The 19023-nt window shown below is 62.4% G+C and carries 33 protein-coding genes; 16 read left to right on the top strand and 17 right to left on the bottom strand.

From position 1 onward, the window contains the following. Nucleotides 1-286: 286 nt before the first annotated feature. From ACQKOE_RS13925 to ACQKOE_RS13970, 10 genes are all read right to left on the bottom strand, one after another. The gene (locus tag ACQKOE_RS13925) at nucleotides 287-2812 is read right to left on the bottom strand and encodes a DUF3987 domain-containing protein (RefSeq protein ID WP_427513319.1); all 2526 of its coding nucleotides are present in this window, start codon (nucleotides 2810-2812) and stop codon (nucleotides 287-289) included. A gap of 128 nt (nucleotides 2813-2940) precedes the next feature. Further along, nucleotides 2941-3144 carry a hypothetical protein gene (locus ACQKOE_RS13930; protein WP_427513320.1) on the bottom strand — a complete coding sequence of 68 codons (204 nt, stop codon included), beginning with the start codon at nucleotides 3142-3144 and terminating at the stop codon, nucleotides 2941-2943. Next, nucleotides 3141-3569, bottom strand: coding sequence for a hypothetical protein (locus ACQKOE_RS13935; RefSeq protein WP_427513321.1), 429 nt, complete (start codon nucleotides 3567-3569; stop codon nucleotides 3141-3143). Before ACQKOE_RS13935 ends, ACQKOE_RS13930 begins: the two co-directional genes overlap by 4 nt. Nucleotides 3570-3616: 47 nt before the next feature. Continuing rightward, entirely contained in the window at nucleotides 3617-3835 is a 219-nt protein-coding gene (locus ACQKOE_RS13940) for a hypothetical protein (RefSeq protein ID WP_427513322.1), read from the bottom strand. Nucleotides 3836-3846: 11 nt separating this feature from the next. Further along, nucleotides 3847-4302: a single-stranded DNA-binding protein gene (gene ssb, locus ACQKOE_RS13945; protein ID WP_427513323.1), complete on the bottom strand. Its 456-nt coding sequence runs from the start codon at nucleotides 4300-4302 to the stop codon at nucleotides 3847-3849. After that, nucleotides 4302-4448: a hypothetical protein gene (locus tag ACQKOE_RS13950; protein ID WP_427513324.1), complete on the bottom strand. Its 147-nt coding sequence runs from the start codon at nucleotides 4446-4448 to the stop codon at nucleotides 4302-4304. Before ACQKOE_RS13950 ends, ssb begins: the two co-directional genes overlap by 1 nt. Then, nucleotides 4445-4600, bottom strand: a complete 156-nt coding sequence (locus ACQKOE_RS13955) for a hypothetical protein (RefSeq protein ID WP_427513325.1) — start codon at nucleotides 4598-4600, stop codon at nucleotides 4445-4447. The genes ACQKOE_RS13950 and ACQKOE_RS13955 overlap by 4 nt, the downstream gene beginning before the upstream one ends. Next, a complete protein-coding gene (locus ACQKOE_RS13960; protein WP_427513326.1) occupies nucleotides 4597-5007 on the bottom strand; it encodes a hypothetical protein in 411 nt (136 codons plus the stop codon). Before ACQKOE_RS13960 ends, ACQKOE_RS13955 begins: the two co-directional genes overlap by 4 nt. Before the next feature lie 154 nt (nucleotides 5008-5161). After that, a complete protein-coding gene (locus tag ACQKOE_RS13965) occupies nucleotides 5162-5290 on the bottom strand; it encodes a hypothetical protein (RefSeq protein ID WP_427513327.1) in 129 nt (42 codons plus the stop codon). A 2-nt stretch (nucleotides 5291-5292) separates the two neighbouring features. Beyond that, nucleotides 5293-5508, bottom strand: coding sequence for a carph-isopro domain-containing protein (locus tag ACQKOE_RS13970; protein WP_427513328.1), 216 nt, complete (start codon nucleotides 5506-5508; stop codon nucleotides 5293-5295). Between the two features lie 25 nt (nucleotides 5509-5533). Here ACQKOE_RS13970 and ACQKOE_RS13975 point away from each other — a divergent pair, with 25 nt between their 5' ends. From ACQKOE_RS13975 to ACQKOE_RS14050, 16 genes are all read left to right on the top strand, one after another. Continuing rightward, on the top strand, nucleotides 5534-6304 hold the full coding sequence (locus tag ACQKOE_RS13975) for a LexA family transcriptional regulator (protein ID WP_427513329.1): 771 nt from the start codon (nucleotides 5534-5536) through the stop codon (nucleotides 6302-6304). Nucleotides 6305-6314: 10 nt separating this feature from the next. Then, the gene (locus tag ACQKOE_RS13980; RefSeq protein ID WP_427513330.1) at nucleotides 6315-6614 is read left to right on the top strand and encodes a TM2 domain-containing protein; all 300 of its coding nucleotides are present in this window, start codon (nucleotides 6315-6317) and stop codon (nucleotides 6612-6614) included. A 226-nt stretch (nucleotides 6615-6840) separates the two neighbouring features. Further along, nucleotides 6841-7023, top strand: coding sequence for a hypothetical protein (locus ACQKOE_RS13985; RefSeq protein WP_427513331.1), 183 nt, complete (start codon nucleotides 6841-6843; stop codon nucleotides 7021-7023). Beyond that, nucleotides 7020-7193: a hypothetical protein gene (locus ACQKOE_RS13990; protein WP_427513332.1), complete on the top strand. Its 174-nt coding sequence runs from the start codon at nucleotides 7020-7022 to the stop codon at nucleotides 7191-7193. The genes ACQKOE_RS13985 and ACQKOE_RS13990 overlap by 4 nt, the downstream gene beginning before the upstream one ends. Then, nucleotides 7190-7372: a hypothetical protein gene (locus ACQKOE_RS13995; protein ID WP_427513333.1), complete on the top strand. Its 183-nt coding sequence runs from the start codon at nucleotides 7190-7192 to the stop codon at nucleotides 7370-7372. Before ACQKOE_RS13990 ends, ACQKOE_RS13995 begins: the two co-directional genes overlap by 4 nt. Further along, the gene (locus ACQKOE_RS14000) at nucleotides 7369-7506 is read left to right on the top strand and encodes a hypothetical protein (protein ID WP_427513334.1); all 138 of its coding nucleotides are present in this window, start codon (nucleotides 7369-7371) and stop codon (nucleotides 7504-7506) included. The genes ACQKOE_RS13995 and ACQKOE_RS14000 overlap by 4 nt, the downstream gene beginning before the upstream one ends. Next, on the top strand, nucleotides 7503-8189 hold the full coding sequence (locus ACQKOE_RS14005) for a lambda exonuclease family protein (RefSeq protein WP_427513378.1): 687 nt from the start codon (nucleotides 7503-7505) through the stop codon (nucleotides 8187-8189). The genes ACQKOE_RS14000 and ACQKOE_RS14005 overlap by 4 nt, the downstream gene beginning before the upstream one ends. Beyond that, nucleotides 8186-8482: a DUF2312 domain-containing protein gene (locus ACQKOE_RS14010; RefSeq protein WP_427513335.1), complete on the top strand. Its 297-nt coding sequence runs from the start codon at nucleotides 8186-8188 to the stop codon at nucleotides 8480-8482. The genes ACQKOE_RS14005 and ACQKOE_RS14010 overlap by 4 nt, the downstream gene beginning before the upstream one ends. Nucleotides 8483-8485: 3 nt before the next feature. After that, entirely contained in the window at nucleotides 8486-9151 is a 666-nt protein-coding gene (locus ACQKOE_RS14015; RefSeq protein WP_427513336.1) for a hypothetical protein, read from the top strand. A 158-nt stretch (nucleotides 9152-9309) separates the two neighbouring features. Then, nucleotides 9310-9498 (top strand): hypothetical protein, encoded by a 189-nt coding sequence (locus ACQKOE_RS14020; protein ID WP_427513337.1) that lies wholly within the window; start codon nucleotides 9310-9312, stop codon nucleotides 9496-9498. Beyond that, the gene (locus ACQKOE_RS14025; RefSeq protein ID WP_427513338.1) at nucleotides 9498-9899 is read left to right on the top strand and encodes a hypothetical protein; all 402 of its coding nucleotides are present in this window, start codon (nucleotides 9498-9500) and stop codon (nucleotides 9897-9899) included. The genes ACQKOE_RS14020 and ACQKOE_RS14025 overlap by 1 nt, the downstream gene beginning before the upstream one ends. After that, nucleotides 9899-10042, top strand: a complete 144-nt coding sequence (locus ACQKOE_RS14030) for a hypothetical protein (RefSeq protein WP_427513339.1) — start codon at nucleotides 9899-9901, stop codon at nucleotides 10040-10042. The genes ACQKOE_RS14025 and ACQKOE_RS14030 overlap by 1 nt, the downstream gene beginning before the upstream one ends. A 17-nt stretch (nucleotides 10043-10059) precedes the next feature. Next, the gene (locus ACQKOE_RS14035) at nucleotides 10060-10290 is read left to right on the top strand and encodes a hypothetical protein (RefSeq protein ID WP_427513340.1); all 231 of its coding nucleotides are present in this window, start codon (nucleotides 10060-10062) and stop codon (nucleotides 10288-10290) included. Beyond that, complete coding sequence (locus tag ACQKOE_RS14040; protein ID WP_427513341.1) at nucleotides 10274-11284, top strand: tyrosine-type recombinase/integrase; 1011 nt, start codon at nucleotides 10274-10276, stop codon at nucleotides 11282-11284. The genes ACQKOE_RS14035 and ACQKOE_RS14040 overlap by 17 nt, the downstream gene beginning before the upstream one ends. A 156-nt stretch (nucleotides 11285-11440) precedes the next feature. Beyond that, a complete protein-coding gene (locus tag ACQKOE_RS14045; protein ID WP_374591648.1) occupies nucleotides 11441-11593 on the top strand; it encodes a hypothetical protein in 153 nt (50 codons plus the stop codon). A gap of 14 nt (nucleotides 11594-11607) precedes the next feature. Continuing rightward, a complete protein-coding gene (locus ACQKOE_RS14050) occupies nucleotides 11608-13479 on the top strand; it encodes a hypothetical protein (protein ID WP_427513342.1) in 1872 nt (623 codons plus the stop codon). 2 nt (nucleotides 13480-13481) lie between these two features. On the opposite strand, the gene ruvX is transcribed toward ACQKOE_RS14050, so the two are convergent. From ruvX to pyrE, 7 genes are all read right to left on the bottom strand, one after another. Further along, entirely contained in the window at nucleotides 13482-13967 is a 486-nt protein-coding gene (gene ruvX, locus ACQKOE_RS14055) for a Holliday junction resolvase RuvX (protein WP_374591642.1), read from the bottom strand. After that, nucleotides 13949-15061: a DUF3089 domain-containing protein gene (locus ACQKOE_RS14060; protein WP_427513343.1), complete on the bottom strand. Its 1113-nt coding sequence runs from the start codon at nucleotides 15059-15061 to the stop codon at nucleotides 13949-13951. The genes ruvX and ACQKOE_RS14060 overlap by 19 nt, the downstream gene beginning before the upstream one ends. A gap of 3 nt (nucleotides 15062-15064) precedes the next feature. After that, nucleotides 15065-16147 (bottom strand): AI-2E family transporter, encoded by a 1083-nt coding sequence (locus ACQKOE_RS14065; protein ID WP_427513344.1) that lies wholly within the window; start codon nucleotides 16145-16147, stop codon nucleotides 15065-15067. After that, the gene (gene lepB, locus ACQKOE_RS14070) at nucleotides 16147-17064 is read right to left on the bottom strand and encodes a signal peptidase I (protein WP_427513345.1); all 918 of its coding nucleotides are present in this window, start codon (nucleotides 17062-17064) and stop codon (nucleotides 16147-16149) included. The genes ACQKOE_RS14065 and lepB overlap by 1 nt, the downstream gene beginning before the upstream one ends. After that, nucleotides 17061-17462, bottom strand: a complete 402-nt coding sequence (gene acpS, locus ACQKOE_RS14075) for a holo-ACP synthase (RefSeq protein ID WP_427513346.1) — start codon at nucleotides 17460-17462, stop codon at nucleotides 17061-17063. Before acpS ends, lepB begins: the two co-directional genes overlap by 4 nt. 181 nt (nucleotides 17463-17643) lie before the next feature. Continuing rightward, nucleotides 17644-18372: a pyridoxine 5'-phosphate synthase gene (locus ACQKOE_RS14080; protein ID WP_427513347.1), complete on the bottom strand. Its 729-nt coding sequence runs from the start codon at nucleotides 18370-18372 to the stop codon at nucleotides 17644-17646. After that, on the bottom strand, nucleotides 18372-18956 hold the full coding sequence (pyrE, locus tag ACQKOE_RS14085; RefSeq protein ID WP_427513348.1) for an orotate phosphoribosyltransferase: 585 nt from the start codon (nucleotides 18954-18956) through the stop codon (nucleotides 18372-18374). Before pyrE ends, ACQKOE_RS14080 begins: the two co-directional genes overlap by 1 nt. Between the last annotated feature and the right edge of the window lie 67 nt (nucleotides 18957-19023).

Below are 19023 nucleotides of genomic sequence, written 5' to 3' on the forward strand. Positions count from 1 at the left end.
GCAACTAGACGCGTCATTCAGGAAAGTGCGCGTTTTTATGAACGGCGAAAAACGCATTAAGCTTGCTCCCGAACCATGTTTTCGAGACGCGAATACTCACCGCCGTATCTATTGATGTTTCTGGCTTGGCTCATATCGAGCGGCTTTTTTCGCCACAGCTTAGACAGGGCGACCGCAATGGACTTTTGAAGAGCGGATTGTTCGCTATCGCCTTTCGACAAAGCGAGGCTATAAAGGCGAGACGCCTCTCGGACGATGCGCGGTTCGGTAAGGCTGGAATATGCCACTACTGATCTCCCATCAAAGCGTTGCGCAGAGCGTTGCGGGCGGCTTCTCGGCGGCTCATTTCCTGCGCAGCCCGTTCCGCAAACAGGTCATGCACCTTCGGATTGACCAGCCAGCGCGGGGTGTTCGACTTCGGTTTAGGTTCGCCGCGTTCCAGCCATCCGAACGCTTCCATCTTCTCGGCAAGCTGCCGGAACTGGTCGGCGGTGATGTGGCGCAGGGTCTGACCGGCGCTTTGGGCATCCCGTGCGCCGACCTCGGTTAGTCCCTTGGCAATGACGATCGAGGCCAGCGCGACAAGTTCCTCATGGCCTGCAGACATACCCAGGATGCCCGCGTAGAAAGCGATGGCGCTTGGCCGAATGAACTCATGCATAAAGGCAGCAACACGGCGCGCGGTGTCCTCGCTGATCTCGCTCGGCAAGTCACGATAGGCGCATTCGATGCAGTGCCAGATCAGGCACAGGCGGGCGAAAATGCCGTCGTATTTACCATAGTGCGCGGCCAGCTTTGGTGAGACAGTTTCAAGCGCCATCGACAGTTCGAGGTGTTCGCGCTCTAGCTGGTCACGAACCGCCCGCGCGCCATCGCTGAAATGGATCAGCTTGTGACCCTGCTTGCGCAGCCCGTAGAGGTCGGAGACGAGGTGTTCGTATTCAGTCGCGGACTGATCCTGCGCAATGTCCTGGCCGACCGTTGACGGACGCAGAATGACCGGGATCATGCGCTGCAACAGGCCATCATCGACGCTTTCCGAGGCGAACTTGCGCATCGGTTCAGGCTGAATGCCGCCAAGCAGCGAAATCGACAGGTTGCTGATCTGCTTTGCGCCGCGTCCGATGCGGTTGAGGTTGTAGGTTCCGCCGTTGAACGCCTTGAGCCAGAATGCCCGGTCGCCGCCGCCCTTGGTGTTGTAGCGGTCCATCGATCCGAACCAGCCCGAAAGTTCGTCCTGCTCCGACAGGATGCCATCGGGGCTGTCCATCATGACTTCCTGCGCGGCCTCGATCGTCGTGTCGGAAATGATCAAGCGGCGCTGTTTGGGCTTCGGCGTGGCTTTCTTCTCGTCCTTGTCGAGCGCTTCCCACTCCTCGCAGGCTTGCAGGTAAGCGCGCATCAACTGGTTATCAATCGCGCGCAGCGGTCCCATTGCGGCCTTAAAGACCGGGGTTTTCTTGCGGGATGGCGGGCCGACAAGAGCAGTCCAGAGCCGCGCGTGTTCGCGCCAGGTCGGATCGTTGCGTTTGACTTGCAGTTCGACGCTATCAGGGATCGCAGTCGCGCAAACAGTCATGACGGCCATTGCCATGCCAGCAGCGTCCGCGCCCATAATCGCGGCTTGCTTGCGCGCGAAAACCTCGACGGTCAGCGGCAGCAAGCCTTGCGGGAGTTCCGGCTCCTCGAACCGCTGCCAAAGGTTGACGGGTTCCGGCCAGCGGTCGCCGTAATCAACGCCAGCGGCTGCGGCGAACGCTTCCTCGTCGATCTCGCGGTGTTCTTCGCATTCCGCCCATTCCGGCGCTTCATCGGGCAGCGGTGCGGCGGAAAGCCATTCGGGCGGCTCGGCATGGAACTGCGGCGGGTAGGTCACATTCCCCTGTGCCGCGCGCTTCTCGGCCCCGATCTGGCGATATGCCGCCTTGTGGTCGCCGCCGTGCTTGTAATGGACGAACAGGTCGTAAGCATCGCCATAGCAGCCCGCAGAGCATTTTTGCCCCAACCCGCTTTCGGCATCGCTGGCCGACAGGCTAACCCATTTGCTGCCGATTACGCGGGTCGCATAGGTTTCGCCGGTCTGGTGCGGTGAGCGCCAATCCTCGGCATTGCGCGGGGATTGCTCATAGCCGCAGATTTCCAGCATGGTCGCAACGCTGTTCTCGGCATTGAAATCCTCGATCAGCGAGGCGTTGTCACCGCGCGGGGCATTGGCGCGGCGCTGTTCGGCCTCGCGCCGGATGCGTTCGCGGGTTTGCTCGTCCTCGATCCGCTGCCGACGCAATGCGGCAATGCCTTGCGCGATCAGGCCGGTTTCAAGGTCCAGCCCCGGCGCGGTCAGGTCCGAGCCTTCGCGTTCGAAATAGAGCGGTTCGCCCTTTTCATCGCGCAGCGGGGTTTCGGACTTGGCATGAACGGCGGGAACGTTCGGCAGATAGACCGGCTGTGCAGCGCGGGCCAAAGCATGATCGCAGGCAATCCCGCGCGCCTCAAGAAAGGCATAAAGCGCAAGCTGCGCATCGTGCCATGCCTCGAACGGCTGCTCGGTTTCCAGTGGCAGGATAATGCGCCACCGCTGATCGTCGGGCCGGGAATGCGGGCTGGAATATATCAGCCAGGCCGCGCCATCGGTTACTTGCTCGATCGCCGCGCGGACGGTTGCCAGCGGGTGATTGCCCTTGTCAATGTCGGCGGTCAGCGCAATGAACTTGCCGCGCTCGCGCTGTGCCGCGTGTTCCCGCGCGTCGAAGTCGCAATAGGTCGAAGGGATGCAAGCCAGACCCGCGCCCTTCGGTTTGCTGCCGGGCTTCATCGTCCAGATTTTCGCAAGGGCTTGGCTTGGGTAGTCCTCGCCGGTTGCGATATGGGAGTCGAATTGCCCCTTAAAATAGACAAAGCGGCGCGCGGTCCAAGGCGCGGAGGTGGGAACGGGTGCGAGGCTCATGCGCTTTGCACTCCCCAAACATTAATCAGAAAAGCCGTTTCCTCGTCGTCGAGATGGCCGTGTTCGCGGGCTGTCATGATGCAATCTTTCAGCAGCGCATCGTCGCCTTGCTGCGCGATCGTGCGGAGGATTTGGCGGATCGCGCGCTTGGTGAAGTCGCGCAGGTCCAGCGGGTCGGAAATGGGCGAGAAGTGCCTCATGCGGCGATCCTTCCACGGATAGGCGCGCCAAGTTCGGCCAGCCATTCAATCACGGACTTCGCGGAGAAAAAGCAGGCAACCTTGTGGCCGCGCTGGTGCATGGCATTGCCCCAATCAATCTGCGCCGGGGTTAGCGAACCGGCGCGACCGCTGGCATCGTAACCCTTCATTTCCGCCCAACAGACGGTAACGTCGGCATCACTGTGCTTAATGTCCCACGCGAATGTCAGGTCGAATACGCCAGCAAGCAGCCCTTCCTTTTTCGCCTGGCGCTGCGCAGAGAAACCGCGCTTGGCCGCGTTCGGGGTCGCGTAAACAATGATGTTCGGCTGCGACTTGCGAATGTAGTTGACGACCCATGATTGCCGGTCGAGTTCGGTCAAATCCTTGCGGCCATCGGGTGCCTGCACCGGGAACAGCGGCACCGGCCTAAGCGAACTTTCAAGGTCCGCAAACGTGACGTAATCTTTGCTCATGCAGCCAGCGCCTTTCGGTTAGCAACGACCTCGCGGAGATCGGCGTGCAGCTTGTCGAAAGCGGGAGTGCCGCGCCGGGCATGGCTGGCAGCAATGCTTTCGATCATCGCGTCGGTGAGGGTTTCCAGCGGCGCAGTCCCGACCTTCGAAAAGGCGGCGACGTGGTTGAACTGCCGCGTCATGGTCTGCTTTTTCTGGATCGGGCGTCGGCGCATCGGTCAGCCCCTCAAAACGGAATGTCGTCGTCGAGATCGTCGCGGAACGATCCGGCGTTGTTTGCAGGCTGTTGCGCTGGCTGGCTGGATTGTTCGCGGCGCTCGCCTGAACCGCCCTGCGCGCCGTCAAGCATGGTCAGGATGCCGCCGAAGCCGCCGACAACTATCTCGGTCGAATAGCGGTCTGCGCCTGATTGATCCTGCCATTTGCGGGTGCGGAACTGGCCTTGAACAAAGACCCGAGAGCCTTTCTTGAGGTAGCGCTCTGCAACCCCGACCAAGCCATCGCTTTGCAGGGTAACGCCAATCCATTCGGTGCGCTCTTTGCGCTCGCCGGTCTGCTTGTCTTTCCAGCTTTCGGAACAGGCAAGGCGCAGGTTGGCAATGCGCCCACCGTTCGAGAAAGACTTAATTTCAGGATCGGCACCGAGCCGTCCGATGAATTGGCACTGGTTTAGATCAGCCATTATCCCTGCTCCACAAGATCACGGAGGCCAAGGCGCACCGCTTGGTTTTCAAGTTGGCGCACCCGGTTGCGGGCGCGTTCGAGTTGTTCGGGAAGGCGCTTGACCAGACGATAAAGCGCGTCGTCTTTGTCCTTGGCGCGGGTCATGCGTAAACCCTCGCAATCGCCTCAAGCAAAGCCTGCGATCCCTTGCGCATCATCTTGCAGTGCTGGTCGAATTCGCGGTTGCCGATCGGCGGACCCAAACGGCGGCGGCTAAAGAGCGAATGGTCGGAGAGCATTTTCTTTTCCGACTTCATGCGACCGCCCTCACGCTTGCCAGACGGGTGCAAAGTTCCTCGTCCTCGCCTTCGGAAATCTCGCGGCCATCGGGGCTGTCGGGATGGTGTGCGTGCTGCTTGGCGGTCAGATATTCCGCCATCGCCTCGGCAAGCTGGTCGTGGTCAACGTCCTCTGGCGCCCGAACGACTTGGAACCCATCCGGCAGAAGCAGGCTCAACAGGTCGGCAGGCAGAACACCGCAGAGCGAATAGAGCGCCGCGCCGGAAATGGTCGCCGGTTCGCCCTCGCCGGGAAAGTAGGAGAGCAACGTCGGGTAAGGAATGCCAGCGTCATAGGCGATAACCTTTAGGCTGATCCCGCGACGGTCGAGTTCCCGCCTGATCGTAAGCTGCCGACCGCGCACGATCGTATAATTATTAGCCATGATCCTGTTGATCTCCTGCGCTAGAAGGGTTGACATGGACGTTTTGAGAAAAATCCCCGGCCCGAACGAACTGGTCAGTCAGGCCGGGGAAGTGTTCGCGGGCGAGCAGGGAAGCCAGGGAGTTGGCCCGCGAGTTCTGGTGAGCCGCCATCGGTCAGATGCCGAAGTTGTCGGGGTTGCTGTGTTCGTCGTCGCCCGCGTCGATCGGCAGGGAGACGAACGCCCAAAGCATCGCGCCAAGGGCAGCGAATACGGCGGTAAAGATGATTGCCCCCACCAGCATGGCTATGCGGCCTGTGGTTCGGACGAGGGCAAAAACTGCGAGAGGTTCAATTCCGTCCCGCGCGCAGCAGCCGCGTCGATAATCCTCGGCCAGTATTTAGCCGGGATGTTTCCGCGATTGCGCCATTGTCGGACGGTCACGCCGAGTTCGCCAATGTCCGAAGCCATCGCTTCGGCGTTGTCGTTCCAGACAGCGTAAATGGGGATTAGGTGTGACATGCCCGCCTCAATACGCTCTGTATCGATGCAGGTCAATACCCTGCGTATTGATCGGCTATGTAAAAGACCAGTGATGGGCAATAATAGATCAGAGCGCCTTCGGGAGGCGCGGCAGCGGGCGGGGTATGCTTCGGCAACGGAAGCCGCAGAGGCTTTTGGCTGGGGTGTAGCTGGCTATCGGCACCACGAAAACGGCACGCGGTCATTCGGCCTCGATGCCGCGAAAAAATATGCGCGCGCATTTCGTGTCAAACCGGGATGGCTTTTAGGGATGGATGGGGTTGACGGAGCGGCCCCTTCTCAAAATACTGCCAATTCGGTTCTAATTGTTGGGGGCAGTGTGGCAGCAGGTGTATGGCGAGAGGCCAGGGAAGTATTTGACCCATTCGAGATAGACGCACCCCCTCCGGTGCCAGATTGTGAGCGTTTTGGGCTAGTTGTCGAAGGCTATTCGATGGACCTGTGCTATGAGCCGGGGACAGTGCTTGACTGTATTTCTATCTATACGAACGGCGTCGAACCGGAGCCGGGCGATCATGTCATTGTGGAACGAATCAAGCCCGATGGCCTGCGCGAACGCACGGTGAAAGAATTAACCATCCGCGACGGGCGCTATTTTCTTGTCCCGCGTTCGACCAGGCCGGAATTTTCAGCCGAAATCGAAATCGGCTCGCCTAGCCATGACATGCTCGAAAGCGACGGCGAAATCCGCGTGATTGGTTTTGTGGTCAGCGCAATTCCGCCGCGCGCCTTGAAATTGCTGGATCGCTTGGGCAAAGTCCGCAGAAATCACTAGGGGATAACAAATGGCGCTTTCTACGGCACAATTGCAGCTAATCGAGCAGCGCGTCGCCAATGACACGCAAAGCATTGGCGCTGCTTATTTCCTCTGGTTCTTTCTCGGCCTGATCGGCGCGCATCGGTTCTATCTGCGCCGCCCTGGCAGCGGGATCGCCATGCTTTTGACGATCGGCGGGTTTGGCATTTGGTGGCTGATCGACATTTTCCTGATCCCCGGCATGGTCCGCCAGAGCCGCGAAACGCTGCGGCAAAGGTTAACGACCGACATGCTGGCAACCGGCGCGGTTGAACCTCTAGCGGCATAAAAAGCGCCAAACCGATACAAGCTGTATTGACATATACAATACGAGGCGTATTGAAGGCTCCAAGGCACAAGCCGAGGAGACGACGATGCGCAAACATTGGAACGACCGCAGCGCAGTAGCAGCTTGCGGGACTTGCGACGGGGAAGGCCGCGTTCATTCGCACCGCCTGCCGTCCACATGGGATCCTTACCCGACGAATGTTTGCCCTGACTGCGACGGGCCGCACTTGGCAGAATGCCCGGTTTGCGGTTTCGGCCAGTCGATCAAGGGCGCTGACTGCCTCGCCTGCGAAACCGTGGCGCTGCTGTTCGACGACGAACTGGCCGCGTTTAATCCGGCCAAGTTTGCCGAGGCGATCAAGGCTGCGCACGCCGCAGCCCTTTCCGATCAGCGGAGGGCCGCAGCATGAGCCGCCGCCCGTATATGCCGAGCGAAAGCGAAATCCTCGCCAACGACTTTGCCGAGCGCGAGTTCGACGAGGGGTTCTTTGCCGCCGACGATGATGGCTGGCAGCGCGAAAGCGACATAGCCGTCGATCAAGTCGATGCCCTGCGCTTGATGCGGAGGGACGCGGAATGAGCCAGAGCCGCACCCGCACTGAATATGCCTGCCTGAAATCAGCGCTGGCATGGCGACCAGACCCGACCGCTGGAACCGTCGCGGGCAGCTTTACCCTCGACCGCAAGATCGAACAGGCCCGCAAGGAAATGGGCGAGGATCGGTGGGCGCAATTGCAGGCCGAATGGAGCGCGAAATGACCCTGCGCCTGCGGAACCTTGCATGGGCTGTTCTGGCGCTCGCCGCAGTCCTGACCTTCGACAGCGCGATGCGGGCCGACAAGGCGCGGCTCTGCTCGAACGATGCAACTGCCTACAAGGAGTGCAGCAAATGATTAAAATTCACGACGATGTAATCCAAGGGTCGGACGAGTGGCTTCAAATGCGCTGCGGACTGATTACCGCGTCGGAGGTCAAGCTTCTTCTGACCCCGACCCTAAAGCGCGCGGACAACGACAAGAGCCGCGCCCACATTTGGGAACTCGCGGCGCAGCGGATCAGCAATTATGTCGAGCCGACCTTTGTAACCGACGATATGCTGCGCGGGCATGAAGAGGAATTCTACGCCCGCCAGCTTTACAGCGAGAAATACGCGCCCGTCGAGGAAGTCGGGTTCGTAACCAACGACGGTTTTGGCTTCACGATTGGCTGCTCACCGGACGGGCTGGTCGGCGCAGACGGCATGGTCGAAATCAAGAGCCGCCGCCAGAAATACCAAATCCAGACGATCGTGGAACACTGGCGCGATGGCACCCCGCCGAGCGATTACTTGTTGCAGGTGCAAACCGCCATGCTCGTTACTGATCGTGCCTGGTGCGACCTGATTAGCTATTCGGGCGGCTTGCCGATGATCCCCATGCGGATCGAGCGCGACCACAAGATCGGCGCAGCAATCCTTGAAGCCTGCGAAGCCGCCGAGGCCAAGATTTCCGAAATCATCGAGGACTTTTTCGCCGCCGTCGAGGCGAGGAAGCTGCACCCGACCGAGCGACGGATTGAACAGGAGATGTTCGCGTGACCGAAGGACATAACAGCAAAGCCAGCGATGACCGCCTGCGCCTGCTAATCGAGCGCATCGAGCGCCTTGAGGAAGAAAAGAAGGGCATCGCGGACGATATTAAGGACGTTTACGCCGAGGCCAAGGCGGTCGGTTACGACGCAAAGATCATGCGCCAGATCGTGCGCCTGCGCAAAATGAGGCCCGACGACCGCGCTGAAATGGAGGCGCTTCTCGACACCTACAAGGCGGCGCTTGGCCTGCTTGTCGGAACTCCGCTTGGCGACGCCGCACTTGCCAGAATTGGAGCCTAAACCATGAACGATATGACCGCAGTTATTCAGCCTCGCAGCGACCAAGTGAACGCCGACGACTTCATCGGCGGTCCGAAGTCCTACACGATCGAGGCCGTTCACATTAACCCCGGCTCCGAACAGCCGGTGCAAATCCAGCTTATTGGCGAGCCGCGCGTCTGGCGTCCCTGCAAGTCGATGAGCCGCGTTCTTGTCGCCGCATGGGGACCGGATGCAAAGGTTTACGCTGGCCGCTCCGTCACGCTTTACCGCGACCCGAAGGTCAAGTGGGGCGGCATGGAAGTCGGCGGCATTCGGATCAGCCACATGAGCCACATCGAGCGCGATCTCATGATCCAGCTTACCGCGACCAAGGGCAAGCGCGCGCCTCATGTTGTGAAGCCGCTTGCTGCCGAGGTTAAGCCCCTTGCCGCCAAGTCACGCCAGACCGCCGAGGAATGGGCGGCGGAACATATCGCGGCGGTTCAGATCGCCGCCGATCCCGATGCGCTGGCCGAAGTTATGGCGAAAGGTTCGCGCCCGATGGCGAAGCTGCAGGCCGAAAAGCCGGAACTGTGGGCCGAGGTTAACGCCGCTTATGCCGCACGCCGCGCCGATCTGGAACGCGAAGGCAAGCCCGAAACCGAAATGGACGAAGGCTTTGCCGACGACGACGGGTTCGAGGACTGATCGCAAATGCACTGGCGCGAGTTCCTAAAGCCGCATGAGGCCGAACTGATCGAAGCGGCGGAACATCATTTGAAATGCGCGCGCGAAACGGCGGAGGCGACCCGAAGGCTTATTCGGGATCGCTGCCGCAAGCGCCGGGACAAGATGAAGGAGGCAGCATGACCGACCAAGCCGAAATTATGGCCCGCGCCCGCGAACTGGCGATCGCCCATTTCAAGCCGTCGCTGGTCCGCGAACGGGCCTTTCGCAACGGCGCTTATGACCAAGGCACCGATGTAACCCGCTTTATCCCCCAAGCCGAGGCGGAACTGATCCGCGACCGGCAAGAGAATACGGAGGTGGAGTGATGCACACTAAAGTCACAATCGAAAACAACGGCCTAAAGTCAGTCTTTGAATGGAATGGTTTGATTGGCTTGGATATGGCCGACGCGCTTAATGCAGCCATTGTGACTGCAATGGGCGAAAAGCACGAACTCGACCTTCTTTGGACTATTGCAAAAATACGGCAGGCAACTGGTCTTAATGAAAAGCCGATGCTTTCGGAATTGCCAGAAGCAATCGCGGGCGTGATGCAAAAAGCAGATGCCAAGATTGTTTTATTGGAAACCGCCCTGCGGCAAATCGAGGTGGATGCGACCGAACAACACGCCGACTGGTGCAACTTTGAGCCAGAAGTTGCGGAGGCCCGCAGGTTTGCTTTTGATGTAGCCGAATACTGCCGCGCCGCTTTGAAGGGTGAAGCATGATGCAAAAAGACCTTCGCGTAATCCGCAGCAACGGACAGCCCGCCAATGCCATCCGCCGCAGCGGCTTTGTCACTGGAGCGATGATTAGGCAGCACGGCAGCTTCGCCAAGGCGCTTGAGGCGCTGAACGGGAGGGAGGCATAATGGAACGGTGGCCCAGGATGCTAAAGCGCCAGACCGCCGCGCAATACTGCGATATGTCGGTGGGCGCATTCGAGCGCGAGATTGTCGCAGGCCGCTTGCCATCGCCGGTAATGCTTGGCGGGCGCGAACACTGGTGCAAGAACGCGCTGGACAAGGCTCTAGACCGGATTGCGGGCAATATCGCCACGGATGGACCGGAGCCGACCTATCGCCAGCAATTGAGGCAACGCTATGAAAAAGCCGCCTAGCCTTCCTAACGTCAAATACGTCAAGCGCGGGCTGCGCTGGTATGCCTATTTTAACACCGGGCAGAAGCGCGATGGCAAGCCGATCTATGCGCCGATGCCGCAGCCGGGGACGATTGGCTTTCACGATAGCTATGCCTCGTTTATGGCTGGCCGAACCAAGCGCAAGCCGCAACAGCAAGCCACCGTTGCCGGGCTAGTGCAGGAATACCGGCAATCGGATGCCTTCACCAAGCGGGCCGAGAACACCCGCAAGCTATACAACGCGCAGCTTAAAAAGGTGGTCGAGTTTTGGGGCGATTACCCGATTGACGATTTGCAGCCCGCCGATGTGCGCATGGTGCTGGATAACGAAGGCTGGAACGCCGGAACCCGCAACATGGTGGTTGCGGTGTTGGCCGTGCTTTACAAGTGGGGCAGGCAGCGCAGCAAGGCGACGATCGAGCCGACGAAAGACATTGAACGCGAGAAGGGCGGGGAGCATGAGCCTTGGCCGGAACATATCCTGCGCGCCGCGCTGGAATGCGATGATCCGACGATCCGCCTTGCCGTTCATGTTCTCTATTTCACCGGCTTGCGGATCAGCGACGCAATGCGCCTGACCTGGAATGACGTGAGGGGCGGTTCGATCCTTATCACGCCGCAAAAGACGCGCCGGTTCAAAAAGACGCTTGATATTCCAATTCACCGCGATCTGCGCGCCGAACTGGACCGCACGCCAAAAGCCGGGATTGCGATTTTTCACGGCATTAAACAGCGCTGGCTGCGGACCAAGCTGCAAGCCTTCACGCGGGCGCTTGGCGCAGAAACCGTGCCGCATGGCCTGCGCAAGAATGCGGTTATCGCGCTGCTAGAGGAAGGCTGCACCGTGGCGGAAGTCGCGTCGATCACCGGGCAGACTTTCCAGGTCGTCGAACACTACGCCGCACAGGTCAACAAGCGCCGTTTGAGCAAGGCCGCGATGCTGAAATTCGAGGCGCGGGGCAGGGCGGAATGAAAGCGGAACAGGAAACAAAGTGGAAAACTTCCCCGCAAGTCATTGGAATCGCTAGGGTGAAAATTACAATCTTTTAATTTCAAATCCGGCCGCCGATGGTCCCGATAGGGCAGGTCCGAAGGGCATGGTGCCCTTACGGCATAATGGGAAAATGCCATGAACCTGCCGACCATTGATATTTCCGCTCTGCCCGATCTCGACACCCTGACCGGCCTGTTCGGAAGCGTCGCCAACCCCGCCCAGGCGATGAGCTCTGACGATACGATCTTCTTCCTGATGGTCTTCCTCGCCGAAGTCCTCGGTTACTGAGCGGAGAGTTCCGGATGCTGATCCGCCCGGAACTGCAAGCGCTGCGGAGCAATGACGCTCCGCAGCGCGATGCGCAGCGCGCCATGAGCCGCATTCACCAGCATTGGCGTGAAGCGCATTGCGGCGCAATCGAGCCGCAATTGGCCAGGCTCGCAGCGGGCGAGGCGCTCGACCAACTGCCCGCTCTCGCTGCCCTGTTCGATCCTGCCAGTGACGCGCTCCAGCGCCTGCTCGGCCCGATCCTTCAGTCCGTGCTGGCGCAGATGGCGGCGGAGCCGATCAGCCTGTCCCCGCTGCGATCCTCTGTCAGCGAGGTTCAGGCCGCGATCGTTCTGGCCCGCTCCGGCACCACGGCCCTGATCCTTCAGCACTTTGACGGCGCGGCGCTGGCCCGCAAGGCCAGGCCGGCTTCTACCAGCTTTCTGGCGACGGAAACGTGGGAGCGGGTCCTGGCCGGGTCCGGCACGGCGCTCCGCGTGCGCATGCTGGGCGAGGGGCACAACCGCGCCGAGCTTGAATGCAGCCAGATCGGCCTGACGCCTGGCCAGGTGCTGCACCGCTTGGGCCGCAGCGAAAGTGTGATCCTCACCGCCGTTCCGGGCAGCCTGGTCCAGCTGAAACTCCAGCGCCGGATCGACTGCATCGAGCCGGTGCGCGAATACCGGCTGGTGGATGGCGCCTTGCTCCACCAATCGGCGGCCAACCTGCGCGACAGCCGCCTGGAAATGACCGCCACCCTGCTGGGCCGGATGAAGCGGCGCGATGCCGCGCCCTTGCTGGCGGCCATGGCGGAAGAGCGCGGCGCCGCCTCGCTGCGCTGGCAGGCCCTGCGCGAATGCCTGGGGCTGGACACGGCAATCGGGTTCCGCACGCTCTGCGACATTGCCGCGCGGGCGGGCGATCCGCTGCAAGCACCCGCCGCAGCCCTGCCTGCAATTGACGAAGATGCACCCCGAACTGAACGGACTTGCCCCATGCCCCGCGTGATTGAACTGGAAGACAGCCGCACCGCCAGCCTGGCCGAATGCGTCGATGCCTTGTCAGCAAAGGGCTTCGATCCGGGTGAGGAGGACAGCCTGCTCCACGCGGCGGGCTGGCTGCGCCGCCTGGGCAACGATGATGCGTTCCTCGGCGATATCCTGATCGAGGAACTGGCCCACCGGCACCGCGAGGACGTGCTGGACAATGTCTATGGCCCGCAGGTCGTCATGCTGGCACTGCGGGGTGGCGAGTTCTTTGTCCGCGCCAATATCTGGCCAGCGGCGGAGGATCATCTGGTCCGCGCGAGCGGCGGGCCTTCCTTCGTGCTGGGAACGCCGCACGACCACAATTTCAGCTTCCTGACGCTCGGCTATTTCGGACCGGGATACTGGAGCGACTATTACGAGTTCGACTATGGCGATGTCGCGGGGTACCGGGGAGAGCCCGTGCCCTCGCTGCGGTTCGTCGAGCGTTCGCGGCTGGAGCCGGGCAAGCTGATGCTCTACCGCGCTCATGTCGACGTCCACTCGCAATTGCCCGCCGATGCGCTTTCGGTTTCGCTGAACATCGTGCAGTCGACCGCCGCGCAGCATTGGCTGGACCAGTACCGCTTTGACCTCGACCAGCGCTCTATCGCCGCGATCCTCTCTCCGGGGCCGAGCGAGGCCTTCCTGAAAGTCGCGGTCGGGCTGGGCAGCGACGAGGCGCTTGATCTGGCCCACCGCTTTGCCCGCCGCCATCCCAGTGACCGGATGCGGCTGGCGGCCTGGGACGCGCTGGCCGCGCAGGCCGGGGACGTAGCGGACCGCGATGCGCTGTGGCGCGATGCCGAGCAATCGGGCAGCCGCCTGGTCGCCATGGAGGCAAAGGCGCGCCGCGCCGAACTGGCGGTTAATAGGTCCTGACCCTAAGCGAAGCCGCCAGCCAAGGCGTCGATGGCCGCTTGCAGGATCACGGCGGCAGCGGCTGAATCGATCCGCTCGGCGCGCTTGGCGCGGCTCATGTCCTGGCCGATCAGGTCGCGCTCGGCACTGGTGGTGGACCAGCGTTCGTCCCACAGCAGGACCGGCAGGCCCAGCGCGGCGGAGAGGTTGCGGGCATAGGCGCGGCTGGACTGGCTGCGCGGCCCCTCGCTGCCGTCCATGTTGAGCGGCAGGCCGATGACCGCGCCCTTGATGGAACGTTCGCGCACCAGCGCGGCCAGCGCCTCGCGGTCTGCGCCGAACTTGCCGCGCTTCAAGGTCTTGCCCGGCGAGGCGAAGCGCCATCCGGCATCGCAAAAGGCGGTACCGATGGTCTGGGTGCCCAGGTCCAGCCCCAGCAGCGCTCCGCCCTGGGGCAGGGCGTCGCGGTATTCCAGCGCGGAGGTGGTAATCAGCGCCGCGTCTGCCATGCCGCCACGCGCCTTGCAAAGTCCTGCCGCAGTGCCTGCCAGTACAGGGCATAGTCATAGACGTGGTAATTGCCGCCCGGCAGCACGAAGGGCCCCATGTCCGGGCCGGAACCGATCCGCAGCGTGCCATCGGCAGCGCAGGAGGCGCCGACCAGGGCCGCGGTCAACCGGGCCTGCTCGAACTTGGCATCGGGCACGATCCCGCCGGGATTGCGCGCTGCCGGGGCGTTGCCGCCGATCCCGCCGGTAAGCGGGTTGGAGCAGAGATAGCTGGCCGCGCCTGCCGCATCGGACTTGCCCGCGAACCGCTCATAGGCGTCGCGCATCATGGCCGTATCGGCATTGTCGGTGAAAGAGAGATAGCTGATCACGCAGCCGCTCTGCTCTGGCCGGTCGCAGGCGGGCAGGCCCATGCTGGGCAAGTCGCGGCGGGTATCGACCAGCCAGCCGATGATATAGGCGGCCGCAATCCGCTGTGCCAGCGGGGTTCCGGCCACTTTCTCGGCCACCAGACGCTTCAGGATGAAGGAGCCCTGGCTATGTCCCGCTAGGACGATCGGGCGGTCGGCAGGCTGGGCCGCGACGAAAGCGTCAAAGGCCAGGGCAACGTCGCGATAGGCCAGGTCCTGCGCCTGCCGCGCTTCGGGAGCATCGGTCACGAAAGCGCCGAAGGTCGCCTGCCGGTAACGCGGTGCCCAGACTTCGCGGGCGGCGCCGAACACGCTGGCATTGGCGCGCACCATGACCTGGCCAATGCGCCGCGCGTCGGGATCGTCGAGCGGTCCGTTCCAGTGCGCCTTTTTCAGATAGGTGGTCGGGTGGACGAAGAACACCGCCGCATCAACCGGGACCGGATCGGGCCTGAACCCTTCGGGCTGCCATTGCACCGGGTTGCTGCCGCTCATGCCGGGACGGGCAAACCACAGGTCGGGATTGGCATAGGCATTGGCGGCGAGGTCCGGCTGGGCTTCGAACTGGCCGCCCGGAGTGAAGCTGAGGCGGGTCAATTGTTCGGGGTAAAAGGCCAGGGCCAGTCGCCCGCCGATGAAAACGACGGTGCAGAAAGCGACGAAATACAGAAACTTGCGGGCCATTGTTCAGGCGTTCTCGTTACGGACGGACTGGCGTTCCAGCGCGACCTTGATCATGGCCACCAGCGGATCGGCGAGGATCAGGCCGAGCAGGCCGAACAGCGCGCCCATGATCAGTTGCGCACCCAGGACCAGCGCCGGGGCCAGGTCGGCGGTCTTCTTGGCGACCATCGGCACGATGATGTTCCCGTCCACCACTTGCACGACGATATAGACGATGATGCAGTAGATCCCCATGTCGACCCCGCCGGAGAACCCGACCAGCACCATCAGCGCGCCGGAAATGGGGGCGCCGATGTTGGGCAGGAAGGCCAGCAGGCCGGTCAGGAGGCCCAGCAGGCCCGCCATGGGGACGCCATAGACGGCCAGCAGCAGCCAGGTCGCCACGCCTTCGACGACCATGCCCAGCAACCTGCCCGCCAGCAGGCGGCGCAGCGTGCGGCCCATGATCATGGCCGTCGTTTCGAAGTGGTCGCGCTGGCCTTGCGGCAGCAGCCAGCCGAAGCCGCGGCGATAGAGCTGCGGTTCGGCGGCGAAATAGATCGCCATGACCGTAATGAGGAAAGCCGTGGTAAACCCGCCGATCACGCCGCCCACCGCGCTGGTGATCTGGCTGACTCCGCCAACCAGCTTGTCGACCAGGTTTTCGAAACTCGCCGCCTTGAAGCCCATGCCGTGCGATTCCAGCCATTCCAGCAGGCGCATCGCCTGCGCCTCGACCGTTCCCGGCAACTGCGCGGCCTGCGATGCGATCTGGCTGCCCGCGAACATCGCGGTCCAGGTCAGGAAGGCGAGGGCGAGGAGCAGGACCAGCGTGACCCGCCAGGCGCGGCCAATCGGCAGGACCCGGCCCAGCAAACGCGCGCCGCCGTCGATCATCGCGGCAAAGACCATGCCGCCGAAGATCACCAGCAGCGGCTGGGCCAGGTAGACGGTCAGCGCCAGCAGCGCGGCCATGCCGATCCACACCGCAGCGCGCTTGGCCTCGGTCAGGATCAGCGTGTCGGAAATGTCGGTCGGGCCCACGCGCGCCGGTTCGTTCACCGGCGGGGGAGCGGCACGCGCGGTCCGGGACGGAGCTTTCGCCATTACTGGTCCTTGGTCAGTTTCACCGGACGCAGGCTGGTCCAGGATCGATCCGAACGCAAGGCGTTGAACCAACTAAGGGGATTCCACGTCTGGCTGCCATCGAGCGAGAAGGTCACGAACTCTGCCCGCCCGCCAATGTCGGAGAGCGGAACCGGGCCGCCCAGGCCATCTTGCAGGATCGGCACGCGGCTATCGGCCGAATGGTTGCGGTTGTCGCCCATCAGGAACACATGGCCTGCCGGGACCGTGATTTCCGGATAATTGTCCACCGTGAAATCGCTGCGGTCCTTGATGATCAGATAGGTCGCGCCGTTGGGCAGCGTCTCACGCAGGGTGGGCATTTCATAGACCTCGCGCCCGGAGGGCAGGCGCGTGCGGAAGGCGGCGAAATCGGCATAGCAGTGATAGGCCACGCTCCGGTCGTTGCAGGTCAATTGCGGATCGCCCGGAATTTGCAGCGGCGGCTCTACCGCCTGGGGTACGGCTTTGCCGTTCAGCACGATCTGGCCGTTGACCACGGCAATCCGGTCCCCCGGCAGGGCGACGACGCGCTTGATAAGGTCATCGGTGCGGTTGCGCGGCACGGCGATGACGATGTCGCCATATTCCGGCGTACCCGGCAGGAACCGCCAGGTCCCGCGCGGCAGGATGTGAAAGCTGACCGAGGCCCAGTTCCAGCCATAGGGGAACTTCGACACGATCAGCCGGTCCCCGACCAGCAGGTTCGGCATCATCGAGATCGAGGGGATGTAGAACGGCTTGGCCAGCATGCTGTGGAAGGCCAGCACCGCCAGCAGCATGACCACCAGCCCGCGAATTTCGCCCAGCCAGTCGATCCGCTCCGCTTGCTTGCTTTCCATGGCTTCAGCCGGCTGGGGGGACAGGTTGGAATTCGGTTCAGTTGCAGCTTCGGTCACAGTTTGCGCGCCTCGATAATCACGAAGGCCTGCGCCCATGGGTGATCATCCGTTAATGTCAGATGCACGACCGCCTCATGCCCCGGCGGGGTGATGGCAGCCAGGCGGGCTGCCGCTCCGCCGGTCAGGCGCAGGGTGGGTGCGCCGGAACGGGCGTTGACCACGCCGATGTCCTTCATGAACACCCCGGCCTTGAACCCGGTGCCTATGGCTTTTGAAAACGCCTCCTTGGCGGCAAAGCGCTTGGCCAGGGTGCCCGCCTTGGTGAAGGGGCGCGAATTGCCCTTGGCCCGCTCCACCTCGGTAAAGACGCGCTGTTCAAAGCGCTCGCCCCAGCGGTTCAGGGAATTCTGGATCCGCTCGATATTGCAGAGGTCGGACCCGATGGCGATGATCATCCAGACCTCCCCGCTTTTGCGTAGCAAAAATGGGGAGGGGGACCGTCGCGAAGCGATGGTGGAGGGGCAATGGCGCTGCCCGAGCCGCTTCGCGGCGCCCCTCCGTCAGCCGCCTTCGGCGCCTGCCACCTCCCCATTTGCACTGACGCGCAAACAGGGAGGATAAATACGTTGCGTTTGCTCACCGCGCCGCGTCCATCAGTTCGCGCATTCGCAGGACCGCGCCTTCCAGCCCGCAGAATATGGCCTCCCCGATCAGGTAATGCCCGATGTTCAGCTCGGCCAGTTGCGGGATCGCCGAGACGGGCTGGACATTATCATAGGTAAGGCCGTGTCCGGCGTGGGGCTCGATCCCGTTCTTGGCGGCCAGCGCAGCCATGTCGGCCAGACGCTTCAGTTCCGCCGCGCGGGCTTCGCCCTCGGCATGGGCATATTCGCCGGTGTGCAATTCGACTACGGGCGCGTGGAGCCGCATGGCCGCTTCGATCTGGCGTTCGTCCGGGGCAATGAACAGGCTCACCCGGATGCCCGCATCGTTTAGCCGCTGGACCATCGGATAGAGCCGGTTGTGCTGTCCCGCTGCGTCCAGACCGCCCTCGGTCGTCCGCTCCTCGCGCCGTTCGGGCACGATGCAGGCGGCGTGCGGCTTGTGGCGCAGCGCGATGGCGAGCATCTCTTCCGTCGCGGCCATTTCCAGGTTGAGCGGCAGGCTGGTCGCCGCCTGGATTCGCGCCAGATCCTCGTCGCGGATGTGGCGGCGGTCTTCGCGCAGGTGCGCCGTTATGCCGTCGCCGCCGCAAGCCGCGACGATCTGCGCCGCGCGGACCGGATCTGGATGGTCGCCGCCCCGCGCATTGCGGATCGTGGCAACGTGGTCGATGTTGACGCCCAGGCGCAGCTTGCTGGTCATTACGGCTTCGCCCGGCTCCCCGGCTTGACCGCTTCAGTCGCGGCCAGTTCTGGCGGCAGCTCGTCCGGCGCATAGGTGGGGAAGTTGATCGCGATCAGCGGATAGAACGGCACGCCCATGTCAACCGTGCCGCCGGAACGATCGACCAGGGCAGCAGCGGCGATCACTTCGCCGCCTGCATCGGCAATCGCCTTCATCGCTTCCTTGCCGGACAGGCCGGTGGTCACGACGTCCTCGACCATCAGCACCTTTTCACCCGGTTCGATGGCAAAGCCCCGGCGCAGTTCGAAGGTGCCCGTGGGGCGTTCGACGAACATCGCCTCGACTCCAAGCGCGCGGCCCATTTCGTGGCCAATAATGACGCCGCCCATCGCCGGAGAGACGACCTTGGCAATATCCTTGCGCAGGTCGCGGGGGATTCGCGCGGCCAGGGCTGCGGCCAGCCGGCTGGCGCGCATCGGGTCCATCAGCACGCGCGCGCATTGTAGGTAATGTGCGCTATGCCGCCCGGAAGAGAGCAGGAAATGCCCTTCCAACAAGGCTTTGCTGGCCCGGAATTCGGCCAGGACCTCTTCGTCCTGCATTGCTTTACATGCCTTTCATTCTGATTCGAGCTGCGCCCGCAATGGGGCACAATGCGCTTTGTCAAAA

Origin of the sequence: Novosphingobium sp. NPDC080210 (assembly GCF_050281025.1) — a bacterium.
Lineage (GTDB): Bacteria > Pseudomonadota > Alphaproteobacteria > Sphingomonadales > Sphingomonadaceae > Novosphingobium.

Bases quoted from the DNA above. Each gene is read 5' to 3' on its own strand.
- ACQKOE_RS13925 (WP_427513319.1), bottom strand. From the start codon at position 2,812: ATGAAGCCCGGCAGCAAACCGAAGGGCGCGGGTCTGGCTTGCATCCCT.
- ACQKOE_RS13930 (WP_427513320.1), bottom strand. From the start codon at position 3,144: ATGAGGCACTTCTCGCCCATTTCCGACCCGCTGGACCTGCGCGACTTC.
- ACQKOE_RS13940 (WP_427513322.1), bottom strand. From the start codon at position 3,835: ATGCGCCGACGCCCGATCCAGAAAAAGCAGACCATGACGCGGCAGTTC.
- ssb (WP_427513323.1), bottom strand. From the start codon at position 4,302: ATGGCTGATCTAAACCAGTGCCAATTCATCGGACGGCTCGGTGCCGAT.
- ACQKOE_RS13950 (WP_427513324.1), bottom strand. From the start codon at position 4,448: ATGACCCGCGCCAAGGACAAAGACGACGCGCTTTATCGTCTGGTCAAG.
- ACQKOE_RS13955 (WP_427513325.1), bottom strand. From the start codon at position 4,600: ATGAAGTCGGAAAAGAAAATGCTCTCCGACCATTCGCTCTTTAGCCGC.
- ACQKOE_RS13960 (WP_427513326.1), bottom strand. From the start codon at position 5,007: ATGGCTAATAATTATACGATCGTGCGCGGTCGGCAGCTTACGATCAGG.
- ACQKOE_RS13965 (WP_427513327.1), bottom strand. From the start codon at position 5,290: ATGCTGGTGGGGGCAATCATCTTTACCGCCGTATTCGCTGCCCTTGGC.
- ACQKOE_RS13970 (WP_427513328.1), bottom strand. From the start codon at position 5,508: ATGTCACACCTAATCCCCATTTACGCTGTCTGGAACGACAACGCCGAA.
- ACQKOE_RS13975 (WP_427513329.1), top strand. From the start codon at position 5,534: ATGCAGGTCAATACCCTGCGTATTGATCGGCTATGTAAAAGACCAGTG.
- ACQKOE_RS13980 (WP_427513330.1), top strand. From the start codon at position 6,315: ATGGCGCTTTCTACGGCACAATTGCAGCTAATCGAGCAGCGCGTCGCC.
- ACQKOE_RS13990 (WP_427513332.1), top strand. From the start codon at position 7,020: ATGAGCCGCCGCCCGTATATGCCGAGCGAAAGCGAAATCCTCGCCAAC.
- ACQKOE_RS13995 (WP_427513333.1), top strand. From the start codon at position 7,190: ATGAGCCAGAGCCGCACCCGCACTGAATATGCCTGCCTGAAATCAGCG.
- ACQKOE_RS14000 (WP_427513334.1), top strand. From the start codon at position 7,369: ATGACCCTGCGCCTGCGGAACCTTGCATGGGCTGTTCTGGCGCTCGCC.
- ACQKOE_RS14005 (WP_427513378.1), top strand. From the start codon at position 7,503: ATGATTAAAATTCACGACGATGTAATCCAAGGGTCGGACGAGTGGCTT.
- ACQKOE_RS14015 (WP_427513336.1), top strand. From the start codon at position 8,486: ATGAACGATATGACCGCAGTTATTCAGCCTCGCAGCGACCAAGTGAAC.
- ACQKOE_RS14020 (WP_427513337.1), top strand. From the start codon at position 9,310: ATGACCGACCAAGCCGAAATTATGGCCCGCGCCCGCGAACTGGCGATC.
- ACQKOE_RS14025 (WP_427513338.1), top strand. From the start codon at position 9,498: ATGCACACTAAAGTCACAATCGAAAACAACGGCCTAAAGTCAGTCTTT.
- ACQKOE_RS14030 (WP_427513339.1), top strand. From the start codon at position 9,899: ATGCAAAAAGACCTTCGCGTAATCCGCAGCAACGGACAGCCCGCCAAT.
- ACQKOE_RS14035 (WP_427513340.1), top strand. From the start codon at position 10,060: ATGCTAAAGCGCCAGACCGCCGCGCAATACTGCGATATGTCGGTGGGC.
- ACQKOE_RS14040 (WP_427513341.1), top strand. From the start codon at position 10,274: ATGAAAAAGCCGCCTAGCCTTCCTAACGTCAAATACGTCAAGCGCGGG.
- ACQKOE_RS14045 (WP_374591648.1), top strand. From the start codon at position 11,441: ATGAACCTGCCGACCATTGATATTTCCGCTCTGCCCGATCTCGACACC.
- ACQKOE_RS14050 (WP_427513342.1), top strand. From the start codon at position 11,608: ATGCTGATCCGCCCGGAACTGCAAGCGCTGCGGAGCAATGACGCTCCG.
- ruvX (WP_374591642.1), bottom strand. From the start codon at position 13,967: ATGGCAGACGCGGCGCTGATTACCACCTCCGCGCTGGAATACCGCGAC.
- ACQKOE_RS14060 (WP_427513343.1), bottom strand. From the start codon at position 15,061: ATGGCCCGCAAGTTTCTGTATTTCGTCGCTTTCTGCACCGTCGTTTTC.
- ACQKOE_RS14065 (WP_427513344.1), bottom strand. From the start codon at position 16,147: ATGGCGAAAGCTCCGTCCCGGACCGCGCGTGCCGCTCCCCCGCCGGTG.
- acpS (WP_427513346.1), bottom strand. From the start codon at position 17,462: ATGATCATCGCCATCGGGTCCGACCTCTGCAATATCGAGCGGATCCAG.
- ACQKOE_RS14080 (WP_427513347.1), bottom strand. From the start codon at position 18,372: ATGACCAGCAAGCTGCGCCTGGGCGTCAACATCGACCACGTTGCCACG.
- pyrE (WP_427513348.1), bottom strand. From the start codon at position 18,956: ATGCAGGACGAAGAGGTCCTGGCCGAATTCCGGGCCAGCAAAGCCTTG.